The sequence below is a fragment of the Leclercia sp. GHBNCSD genome (assembly GCF_055805075.1).
This window is the reverse complement of record NZ_JBQVYO010000001.1, coordinates 3,319,038-3,330,791: the sequence shown is the minus strand read 5'-3', so window position 1 is coordinate 3,330,791 and position 11,754 is coordinate 3,319,038. Positions and strand designations below refer to the sequence as shown.

The following is an 11,754-nucleotide window of genomic DNA, read 5'->3' as shown; positions in this document are numbered from 1 at the left end:
CCGCAGATAAAAAAAGAGAGGGTTGTTGCCGTTATCTCTGCCAGCAACAACCCCGTCAGCCTCTCAGGGCGTCTTACTTTAATTCAGGCAGTTCTGCCTGGGAAGATTTCGCTTGCGTGAGCGGCTCCGCTGCCGTCGGCGGCTGAATATTCAGGCTCTTAAGCAGTTCGCCGGTACGGGCGCTGATGCGGTAGGTGGTAAACATGTCGACAAACTGCAGCTCGACGTAGCGGCGCTGGGCGCTGAACACCTCGTTTTCACTGTCCAGCATATCGAGCAAGGTCCGGTCGCCAAGGCTGAACTGCTCCTGGTAGGCGCTACGCACCTGCACGCTGCGATCGGCATACTCTTTGGCGATCGGCACCTGCTGCCCGGCGTTTTTCAGGGCGTTCCAGGCCAGACGCAGCTCTTCGTTCAGCTGACGCTGGGCGTTATTTTTCACATCCTGAGCCTCTTTCATTTTGTAGGCGTAAGAGGTGAGCGTCGCCTGGTCGCTGCCGCCGTTATAGAGGTTGTAACGCATGCGCAGCATCGCCTGCCACTCCTGGCTGTGGCCGCGGGTCCCATCGATGTTGTTATCCATGGTGCGCCCGACTTCGACATTCACATCCGGATAAAAGCGCGATTTTGCCGCCTCGTACTGCTGGCGGGTCGCTTCCACATCGGCATCGGCCTGTTTCAGCAGCGGATTGTTTGCCAGCATGACGGTCCGCGCGGCCTCCAGCGAGGCGGGTACCGCGATTTTGGCGGGCATGACGAGAGTGTCAGGCTCTTTGCCGGTGATACTCTGGTAGTTGGCGCGAGCGTCTTCGAGGTTAGTTTGCTCGGTCAGCAGGTTGTTGCGCGCCTGGGCCAGACGAGCCTGGGCCTGCTCAAAGTCAGCCTGACGCCCCACCCCCTGCTCGGTACGCAGGCGGATCTGATCGAATACGCGCTCGTGATTCTTCAGGTTATCTTCTGCCAGCGCCACCATCTTCTGGCGCATCAGCACATCGAGATAGCTCTGGATCGCCTGCAGGGCGGTGGATTCGCTGGTATTCATTACCGTCCAGGCGCGGGAGTTGACCGTCGCTTTCTGGCGGCCCACTTCGCTGGTGGTGGCAAAACCGTTGAAGACGTTCTGGCGCAGATTGATGGCGGACTCGCTGCGGTGCAAATCACGCAGATGATCGCCTGCCCCGCGGGTGCTGGCGTTATCGGTTTGTTCCCAGCCGGTACCGGCGGTGAGATCCAGGGTCGGGAGATAGCCGCCTTTGGCGGCGCGGAGATCCTGATCGGCGGAATAGCGGCTGTTTACCGAGGCGTTAACTTCCGGATGCCATAACAGGCTCTCTTTCACGGCCTGTTCCAGGGTCGTGGCCTGGCTATATGTGGCGCTCAGCGCCAGGGTAGCCCCTATAACGAACTGACTATACTGTTTCATCTTATTTTTTCCTTCATATCCCTTGATTATTGGTCAATATTCACCAGAGAAACCCCATCAGAGAGAGGGGGAAAAATGTACCCTGCGATTTTGCGGACAGACGGGATCCCTCGTCTGTCCTGAATAATGTTTGCCGCGCAGTGCCAGACCAGCCCTGCGCGGCGCCAGTCAGGCGTGCTCTTCCGGTTTGGCGATCAGACTGTCGAGCACCGTGTCGTTACCCGCGTCATACCCCTCCGTTCCGGCGATCTCACCGCCTTCAGCAGGAACATGCTCGACTTCCGCCGGGCCCTCCGCCGTGTCGCTCTGCGGCCCCGCCTGGATCAGCGTGCTGAGATCGTTATGCTCTTCATCATGAATGAGATCGCTAAAGTTCAGCTGCTCCTCCTGATCCGTACTCTGGAGCGTGAGGTTTTCGCTCTGCGCATTATCGACCGTTGGTGTGCCGTTGTTATCCACACTGCTGGTATTGAGCATCAGGTTGTCGTCATCGATTAACGATGCGGCGTGATCCCCGTTCGCCAGAGCGTGGTCGGCGTCATGCTCATCAGCCGTCAGGCTGCTCGTCTGCTTGTGATTCTCTTCACTGTCGCTTTCAACATGATTCTCCTCAACGCTGTGGTCAGCCATCAGAGAGCGATCGTCAACGTTATCATCGGCGTGCTCTTCTCCGCCGTGGCTTTCGCTGACAAACGTTCCGCCCTCTTTCCCGTCAACGGTGAAGTCGGTTTCGTGTTGATCGAAGGCGGTAGAGTCCACTTTCAGCCCGATCTCCCCGAAATCGCTCTGACCGTCCGGCAGCTCAACGCTCACCTGGCCGTTGAAGTGCGAGGTGTCGTTGTCAAAGGTCAGGGTGTAGCTCTTCTCTTCGGCGTTGTAGCTGACGCTCGCATAGTTGCCGGTAAAGGTCGCGTTTTCCGGGATACCGCTCAGGGTGATGCTGTTAAGGTGATCGCTGCTGTCTGAGCTTTCGAGATTGACATCCAGATTCAGCGTCACCGTATAGCTGACGGTGGTATTGCCGCCGTGCGTGGAGGAGGGTCCGTCACCAAAAACAACGCCTTCGATGCCGTTGGCATTCTGGAACGGTGACTTCCCGGTCTCGTTATCAACCACATGCAGGTTATCTATATCGTTGTTTTTACCATTCTGTGGATGGTCGACACCGGTAACGGTGTAGTCAGCCTCATTCCCCTGAACAAAGATATAGTCCTTACCCACGCTGCTTTGCGGTAAGCCCTGGTTGCCAGTGATGCCGTTGAGCGGCCGGAATTCATAGCGATCCTGCGGCCAGTCACCCTGCTGGTAATAGCCACCCGTATGGTCACCGACCACAAATATATCGGTGTAGGTCTTGTCGCCGTTATTGGCGTTGGCGTTACCCTGGCTGTTGTAGTAGTGGATCTGATCCAGGCTGTCGGCCTTCGGCACGAAGTCGCCCTGGATCTTACCGTCCGGGCTATCCGGAGTCAGCCAGACATGTACGTTGCTGCCGATCGCCACAATCACGCCGTTCTGGATGTCGTAACCGTTAGGATCGCCGCTGCCGCCATTAACGTGGATGATCTGGTCATCTGTCGTCTCGGTCGTCTTACTGCCTGGAGTGACGGTAACGGTTAGTTTGACGTCGGCGTCGGAATCAGAGTCCGCGTCGGCATCCGCGTCGGCGTCGGCGTCGGCATCAGAGTCCGCATCTGCGTCGGCATCGGCATCGGCATCGGAATCAGAATCGGCATCAGCATCAGCATCAGCATCGGCATCGGCGTCGGCATCAGAATCCGCGTCAGCATCGGAATCCGCATCGGCATCGGCATCGGCATCAGCGTCAGAATCCGCATCCGCATCCGCGTCGGCATCCGCGTCGGCATCGGCATCTGCATCAGCATCCGCATCAGCGTCTGCATCCGCATCCGCATCTGCATCGGAATCCGCATCGGCATCAGAATCCGCATCGGCATCGGCATCGGCGTCTGCATCTGCATCTGCATCTGCATCTGCATCTGCATCTGCATCGGAATCGGCATCTGCATCCGCATCGGCATCGGCATCGGCATCAGCATCAGCATCAGCATCAGCATCAGCATCAGCATCGGCATCGGCGTCGGCATCAGCGTCGGCATCAGCGTCCGCATCGGCATCGGCATCAGAATCCGCATCGGCATCAGAATCCGCATCGGCATCAGAATCCGCATCGGCATCAGAATCCGCATCGGCATCGGCATCCGCGTCGGCATCAGAGTCCGCATCTGCATCTGCATCTGCATCTGCATCTGCATCCGCATCAGCGTCGGCGTCCGCATCTGCATCGGCGTCCGCATCGGCATCCGCATCGGCATCAGAATCCGCATCGGCATCCGCATCCGCATCCGCATCGGCATCGGCGTCGGCGTCCGCATCAGCATCAGCGTCAGAATCCGCATCAGCATCAGCATCAGCATCAGCATCGGCATCCGCGTCGGCATCAGCGTCCGCATCTGCGTCGGCGTCGGCGTCCGCATCTGCATCAGAATCCGCATCCGCATCTGCATCAGCGTCGGCGTCGGCGTCGGCGTCGGCATCAGAGTCCGCATCTGCGTCGGCGTCGGCGTCCGCATCTGCATCAGAATCGGCATCCGCATCAGCATCAGCGTCGGCGTCTGCGTCTGCGTCTGCATCAGAATCAGAATCAGAATCGGCATCAGCATCTGCATCGGCATCGGCGTCCGCGTCGGAGTCAGAATCCGCATCGGCATCCGCGTCTGCATCAGCGTCAGAATCCGCATCAGAATCCGCATCGGCATCGGCATCGGCATCCGCGTCGGCATCGGCATCGGCATCCGCGTCGGCATCGGCATCGGCATCGGAATCCGCATCTGCGTCCGCATCGGAATCAGAATCGGCGTCTGCATCAGCATCGGCATCCGCATCGGAATCAGAATCAGCGTCCGCATCAGCGTCAGCGTCAGAATCGGCATCAGCGTCGGCATCGGCATCGGCATCAGAATCCGCATCGGCATCGGCATCCGCGTCGGCATCAGAGTCCGCATCTGCATCTGCATCTGCATCTGCATCCGCATCCGCATCCGCATCTGCATCGGCATCAGCATCTGCATCTGCATCGGCATCTGCATCTGCATCGGCATCGGCATCGGCATCGGCGTCCGCATCTGCATCAGAATCGGCATCCGCATCCGCATCTGCATCTGCATCGGAATCAGCGTCGGCATCCGCGTCGGCATCCGCATCAGCATCAGCATCAGCGTCGGCATCGGCATCGGCATCGGCGTCGGCGTCGGCGTCAGCGTCAGAATCCGCATCGGCGTCTGCATCAGCGTCGGCATCGGCGTCGGCATCGGCGTCTGCATCGGCATCGGCATCGGCGTCGGCATCTGCATCTGCATCTGCATCTGCATCTGCATCTGCATCTGCATCTGCATCTGCATCGGCATCCGCATCAGCATCGGCGTCAGAATCCGCATCGGAATCAGAATCCGCGTCAGCATCGGCGTCTGCATCAGCATCCGCATCGGCGTCGGCATCCGCATCGGCATCAGCGTCCGCATCGGAATCAGAATCCGCATCCGCATCCGCATCCGCATCGGCATCAGAATCCGCATCCGCGTCTGCATCGGAATCAGAATCGGCATCCGCATCTGCGTCGGCGTCAGAGTCCGCATCGGCATCGGCATCAGCATCAGCATCAGCATCAGCATCAGCATCAGCATCAGCATCAGCATCAGCGTCAGAATCCGCATCAGCATCGGCGTCCGCATCCGCGTCGGCATCGGCATCTGCATCAGCATCCGCATCAGCATCAGCATCTGCATCAGCATCAGCGTCAGAATCCGCATCGGCATCTGCATCGGCGTCAGAATCCGCATCCGCATCCGCATCCGCATCAGCATCTGCATCGGAATCAGAATCGGCATCTGCATCTGCATCAGAATCGGCATCCGCGTCGGCGTCGGCGTCGGCGTCGGCATCAGCATCAGCGTCGGCATCAGCATCAGCATCAGCGTCCGCATCGGCGTCCGCATCTGAATCGGCGTCTGCATCTGCATCGGCATCCGCGTCGGAATCAGCATCTGCGTCGGAGTCAGAATCGGAATCCGCATCTGCGTCGGCATCTGCATCCGCATCTGCATCCGCATCCGCATCCGCATCCGCATCCGCATCCGCATCAGAGTCAGCATCGGAATCGGCATCTGCATCGGCGTCGGCGTCCGCATCGGCATCGGCATCCGCATCCGCATCGGCGTCGGCATCAGAATCAGCATCCGCATCAGAATCCGCATCGGCATCGGCGTCTGCATCCGCATCAGCGTCAGAATCGGAATCTGCATCTGCATCGGCATCGGCATCGGCATCAGAATCTGCATCGGCGTCTGCATCGGCATCCGCATCAGCATCTGCGTCCGCATCGGCATCCGCATCTGCATCTGCATCTGCATCGGAATCGGCATCTGCATCGGCGTCCGCGTCGGAGTCAGAATCCGCATCTGCGTCGGCATCAGAATCCGCATCGGCATCTGCATCAGCGTCAGAATCGGAATCCGCGTCGGCGTCGGCGTCAGAATCTGCATCTGCATCGGCATCGGCATCAGCATCAGCATCAGCATCGGAATCAGAATCAGCGTCCGCATCTGCGTCAGCATCGGCATCCGCGTCGGCATCGGCATCGGCATCGGAATCCGCGTCAGCGTCAGCGTCCGAATCGGCATCTGCATCCGCGTCGGCATCCGCATCCGCATCCGCGTCAGCATCCGCATCAGCATCTGAATCATCAATATCGAGCAGCGTTAATTCTTCCGGGGGCTCATCATCGGGGAAATCCAGGCCGATCGTTGGGTAACCCGCAGTGGGATCAACAATTTCGCCGGTAAGATCGAGCACGACGTGGGTATGTGACCCGCCGCCGCTGCCGCCTGGCTCGCCGCCAGAATTACCGGATTGCGGACCAGCTGCTGTCGCTTCCAGGGTTTGCGTCGGGTCCTGCCCGTCGGCAATAGCCTGCTGGATGGCTGCCACGTCCTGCTGCTGGGTCGCCGTGGCCTCTGCCACTATATGCCCTGAGCTGTCCCACTGACTGTCACGCCCCAGATCCAGTTGTTTGCCATCCGGCAAAGATAAGGTAATTGCGCCAGCCGCTCCCGTCTGGACGTGTTCTCCTTCGAGAACGCGGTCGCCTTCGGTCAGCAAACGCTTACTGCCGTCAGGGCTGACGGCAAATACCTGCCCGATTACTGCTTTGACAATCCCGGATACGCCACTCATATATTGTCTCCCTCAATCTTTTTCTTGCCCAATTCATCCATTTGTCAGGCTTAGAATGCTAAAAGAGTATTTAATCTGTATTAGTAATATGCTGTGCAACTATGACTACAATACGCCTTTATGCACCAGATTTATTGATGCAGATACGGATCAGGGCGCTATATTAATAGATGCCATGAATAAACAGGAAACTAAAAAGATCTGTACTATCAAAATAGGGAGCCAGGGAAATATCCCCCTATTAATTGTTGATTAATCCCGGTACGCAAAAGAGGCTAAATAAGCCCCTCGTCCTCATCCGCGATTAACCCTTCCAGACCACTCAGCGAGCGACGCGCCTGCGCACGGCTGGTGAGTTTGGCCTGTGCGGCAGGCGGCAGGTCAGTAATGGTGATAACCCCTTTACTCATCAGAACCTCGATCAGATCCTCAAGCACACGCACCATCTCAAGGTCGCTTTGCCGCAGCTGATACAGCGTGGCTTCGCGGATATCACGCTGGCGCAACCACTCGTCAATCTCGGGCGTACAGAGATCGTGCTGTTCTGTCATTGCGGAAAAAGGTGTCAATTCCACCCGAATTATTCGTCTTTCCCTATCGCGTTCTACGTAATACATATTCAGCCTCTGTATAACCTGTGAGGTTAATTTCCACCCAGCGTACTGGCATCAGCAAAATAGCGCCCCATTGCGCCATACAGCCCCATTTTTTCGAGGATCGCCAGTTCGCCTGCCGTTTCCACTCGCTCGGCAATTAAAGGAAGATTTATCTGACGGGCGGCCCAGTAAATAGCCTCAATAAACAGTTTTTTATCGTCCTCGCTGTCTATATCGCGAATATAACTGCCATCAACCTTAATCCAGGCCAGACCCCATTGCGGCAAATTGCCGATAAGGTGGAAGCGTCCGCCAAAGTGCTGGATCCCCAGACGACACCCCAACGCCTTCAGGCGGCTGACCAGAACATTCACCCTCTCGACATCGGGCAGCTCATTCTCATCCAGCTCAAACGTCAGCCAGGTTGCCAGCTGCGGCGCGCTTTTCAGCGGCTGCAACAGGGCATTCAGGCTCTGGTCATCCGCGACGCTGGCCCCGCTGATGCTCAGCGCCAGCGGACGCGGTGATTTTGCCAGTTCACTTAGGGTCTGCTGGAGCATCACAATGTCCATGCGGCGGCTGAGATTGAGCCGGTGGATCCACGGCATAAAGCGTCCGGCAGGCACCAGCTCCCCCTCCGGGGTTTTAATTCGCGCGAGGATCTTATGATGCAGCACCTCACGCGCGCTGTTGCAGGCGTAGACCGGCTGTGAAAAGAGCGCAAAGTCGCCGCTTGTCAGCACCGCGTCCAGACGGGTGTACCAGCTGTGATGATCGTCTTCGCTCTCGGTGGCCGATGCGGTATCGGGCGTTGCAAAGATGCGCATTTCGGTTTCGGCTCTCGCCAGCGCCTGGTCCGCCTGGGCCAGTACTGCCTGGGGCGTATCGCCTGGGTTAAAGGGCACCATGGCAAAATGCGCCACCGGCGTTACGTCGCTCATGCCCATCTCAGACAGCGCCTTCAGCTGGGTGCTGAGGGTGTTGCGCAGATTATCGAGCTCCTGGCCCAGGATCTGCGGGGCGATAATGGCAAACTCCCCGCCGCGCACGCGGGCTACAAACCCCTCGTTGTGGAAATAGTTGCGCTGCAGGCCGCTCAGAATATCCGCCACGGCCACCAGCAGCTGATCGGATTTCGCCCCACCCAGACGCTGGTTAAGCCCCATCAGATCCTGCACCCGCAGCAGCATAATGTGGCCGGCGGCGTTCTCTTCATCACTCAGGCGTGACTGGAGCTGCATATCAAACGCCCGGCGGTTGCTCAGGCCGGTCAGGCTGTCGTGATAGGCCTCCTGGCGCAGCGCTTCGGTACGCCGGGCCTGCTCGCTGAATAACACCTTGAGCTGGGTCACCATCATGTTGGTGGCGTCCACCACCCGGCGCAGCTCAGGCGTTTTTGGCAGCGCCTGTATATTAAGAAACTCGCGGCGGCAGATGGCCATCGCCTGTCCGGCAATATAGTTAAGCGGGCGCAGAATGCGGTTCAACAGCAGGGTGGCTGCCAGCACAAACAGCAGGCTACAGCCGATCAGCCACAAAAAGCTGGCAACGATACTGTTCCACAGGCGGGCCAGGGCGAATATCGGATGGCTGACCACTTCTACCCGGGCAACCTGCGTCCAGCCCCGCATCACAATGGCATCGCCTTCGCCTGGGCTGAGGTTCACCAGCCGCACAAACCAGTGCGGTACACGGGTGCTCTGGGGTACGTCGCTGCGCTCGATAATCGGTTTATTGGTTTTAATGTCGATCACGCGAATGCGATAGAAATAGCCGCTGTCGAAGATGGAGTTCACCATCAGCTCGGTCATGGCCGGATCGTCGATATGGGTGGTCAGCGACACCCCCAGCGCCGTCGCCGCGTCCTGCGCGTGGGCGCTAAGCTGATTGCGGTACTGCTCCCGTGAGCTTTCCAGGGTAACGAAAAAGTTGCCGCAGAAAATGACGAGCGTAAATAAACAGATGCCAATCAGTAGCTGTTTATAAAGAGACATGGCCCTATCCTATTCATGAATTACAAATCCTTCTGCACGCATACGGGTGAGAAGATCCTGCCAGCGGGAGAGCCGTTTGCTGTCACCCACGCGTTTGTTGCCGCCAGATTGCGGCAGCCACAGCCCTTCGCCGTTAAACGCATACACCGGAAGCAGATCGGTACGCTGTGTAGCAGGCAAGATGGCGGTTTTCAGGTTATCCAGAACCAGTGGGATCGCCGTGGGGGTGGAATACCATGTCACCACCATGTGCGCCTGATTCAGTTCGAGTGCTTTAACATAGGTAATACGTAACTGGTTCGCCGGCACGCCCATTTCGCGCAGGGTGAAATATTTCGCCAGCGCAAAGTCCTCGCAGTCCCCTGCCCCCTGACGTAAAAACTCAATTGGCGTTGCCCAGTAATCCTGCTGCTTCCAGACGACGATATCATCGCGAAACGCCATCCGGGCGTTAAAAAACTGGTTTACCCGGTTTAAGGTGTCATGGATCGTGCCCTGCGACGGCTGTTTAAGCAACGCTGCCCACTCATCAATCCGCTGCCGGGCGGCGGGGGTAGCAGGACCATACAGCCGTTCGGTACGGGTGCTGATGGCGCTGAAATCCCACCCGGCGCCGAGTCCGGGGGAGATAACCAGCAGCAGCACCAGCCAGAGCGACAGCCAGCGTCGACAGCTCACCAGAAGAGAAGGATAAAGCCGCATGACGTAACTTACTGCTCGCCTGACCGGGCCAGCCAGCGCTTACGGTACGCGACATAGCCGGAAAGGTAGTGTTCAACATCGTCGATTCGCACGCGATAGCTGTGGTGACGAATAAAAAAGCTGCCGACGATGCGCGGCGGGTTTTTAAAGAACATCGCCAGTTCCGGCCAGAAAAAGCCGTTTGCCAGATAGCGGGCGCGGCTCTCCAGCGCCTGGTTGAACACCGCCATGTCGAAGCCCGCCAGCAGATGTTTATGCGGCGATGTCTCAAGCCGCGCGATCATCCGTGAGGCCGCCATCATCAACTCAAGCAGCGTAGGATAAGTGGTGACGCGGTTCTGAACGAAGTCGAGATGATCGCGCACGTTATCCAGCCCAAACTGGTAATAGCGCTCCAGCGGCTGGTAGCGCGTCAGCTCGTTGACGCAGTAGCTGAGCCAGTGATCGTGCGCCTGCCAGTGCTTCTGCACAATAAAATGATCCATCGCCCGTTCGACCATTGCCAGCCAGCGCGGCGCTTTAGTCAGTCCGTAAAGACGCATCAGCGCAAACGCCGCCTCACCGTCGTAATAGATAATGCGGTGCGCCGCCTTCAGCGACAGATCCCCTGCGTTCAGCACGTGAACAAACCCGCCCGTCTGCGGATCCTGCATAAAGCCGATCCCGTTCGCCAGCCGCGCCATCGGTTCCAGATACCGATCATCACCGGTCAGCTCGCTGTATTTCGCCATCGCCAGAATACACACCGCATTGCCGCCAAGCTTAATCTCATCCCCGGTATCGACCAGGAAATCGGCGTCGCTGCCGTCCGGTAGCCGGTAAGTACGAATAAAGCTGACACAAAGGTCGTTGAGTGCCCGCTCGATTGCCGCGAACTGTTCAGGCTGCTGCGTCACTTCCCATCCTTCGAGCAGTGCATAGGTAGAGCTGGCGTGGCGCAAGGCGTTATAGGTGGGAATGGCGCGATCGAAACAGGGGAACCAGCCGTACTGATAGCGCCCGGAGGGGGCGATCTGCCGGGCAAGGTAGTCGGTGGCGGAGGCGATCATCGGCTCAAGCGCCGTCGCCTGCCAGTCGGGTAGCTGGCGGTAGCCGCTGTTACGCCCGGTCGATTCGATGGGTAACAACTGCTCGCCGTCGCAAAACAGCGCCCGGGTGGTGAAGCGCCAGAGCGTCTGGTCAGGCTCCTCCGGCCAGCTCAGCACAGCGCCGAAGCGACGGCGGGAAAAATGGGCCAGATTAGTGGCATTGGGCGTGGCAACGCCGTGATCGCCATGATAGAGCAGCGCGTTGGCGGCAATCTCCTGCTCCAGCATCGCGTAGCGAAACGCTGGGTCCAGGCTGATGCCGAAGCGAAAATAGTTGCGTTTGGTCCTGGCTAAGCGGGCTTGCAGGTTATCCCAGCGCAGGGCCTGCACCTGATCCACAAGGTCAACGCGCAGCCAGCAAACCACCGCCCCACTCTTTTGCTGCCACTGCAGCAGCGCCTCTACGCCCTGCTGCCAGGCCTGATCGAAGCTGTCGCCAAAGCCCTGCACAATATGCGCACGGCTTTGACCATCGGAAGCACTAAAAAAGATCGCCCAGGCGGGGCAAATCGGCGGTTTGGGCGCGACGTCCAGCAATTCCATCGCCGGGCGGGTTTGCGCCAGTAATTGGCTGAGCGGCATTTTTACTCCTGATAACGCCTGAAGAAACCCTGTCAGAAAAATCCTAACCAGATAATACCATTATGTATGACAAGTTGTGTATTCTGTATGTCTATTGTTTCTTCCGGGGCGGTGGT

General features: G+C 58.2%; 6 protein-coding genes. All 6 read right to left on the bottom strand.

All coding sequences use genetic code 11. From position 1 onward, the window contains the following. Window positions 1–73: 73 nt before the first annotated feature. Entirely contained in the window at window positions 74–1,423 is a 1,350-nt protein-coding gene (locus tag ACT3IC_RS15965; protein WP_103180590.1) for a TolC family outer membrane protein, read from the bottom strand. A gap of 168 nt (window positions 1,424–1,591) precedes the next feature. After that, window positions 1,592–6,676, bottom strand: coding sequence for a hypothetical protein (locus ACT3IC_RS15960; RefSeq protein ID WP_473478142.1), 5,085 nt, complete (start codon window positions 6,674–6,676; stop codon window positions 1,592–1,594). Between the two features lie 275 nt (window positions 6,677–6,951). Further along, window positions 6,952–7,251, bottom strand: coding sequence for a tryptophan synthase subunit beta (locus ACT3IC_RS15955; RefSeq protein WP_236560462.1), 300 nt, complete (start codon window positions 7,249–7,251; stop codon window positions 6,952–6,954). A 68-nt stretch (window positions 7,252–7,319) separates the two neighbouring features. Beyond that, a complete protein-coding gene (lapD, locus tag ACT3IC_RS15950) occupies window positions 7,320–9,266 on the bottom strand; it encodes a cyclic di-GMP receptor LapD (RefSeq protein ID WP_473478139.1) in 1,947 nt (648 codons plus the stop codon). 9 nt (window positions 9,267–9,275) lie between these two features. Then, complete coding sequence (gene lapG / locus ACT3IC_RS15945; protein ID WP_103180595.1) at window positions 9,276–9,968, bottom strand: cysteine protease LapG; 693 nt, start codon at window positions 9,966–9,968, stop codon at window positions 9,276–9,278. Between the two features lie 8 nt (window positions 9,969–9,976). Further along, entirely contained in the window at window positions 9,977–11,638 is a 1,662-nt protein-coding gene (locus ACT3IC_RS15940) for a Mur ligase (RefSeq protein WP_473478136.1), read from the bottom strand. Window positions 11,639–11,754: the final 116 nt, after the last annotated feature.

What these genes read in the sequence shown, in the direction of transcription:
- ACT3IC_RS15960 (WP_473478142.1), bottom strand. Translation starts at nt 6,676, where the DNA reads ATGAGTGGCGTATCCGGGATTGTCAAAGCAGTAATCGGGCAGGTATTT.
- ACT3IC_RS15940 (WP_473478136.1), bottom strand. Translation starts at nt 11,638, where the DNA reads ATGCCGCTCAGCCAATTACTGGCGCAAACCCGCCCGGCGATGGAATTG.
- lapG (WP_103180595.1), bottom strand. Translation starts at nt 9,968, where the DNA reads ATGCGGCTTTATCCTTCTCTTCTGGTGAGCTGTCGACGCTGGCTGTCG.
- ACT3IC_RS15965 (WP_103180590.1), bottom strand. Translation starts at nt 1,423, where the DNA reads ATGAAACAGTATAGTCAGTTCGTTATAGGGGCTACCCTGGCGCTGAGC.
- lapD (WP_473478139.1), bottom strand. Translation starts at nt 9,266, where the DNA reads ATGTCTCTTTATAAACAGCTACTGATTGGCATCTGTTTATTTACGCTC.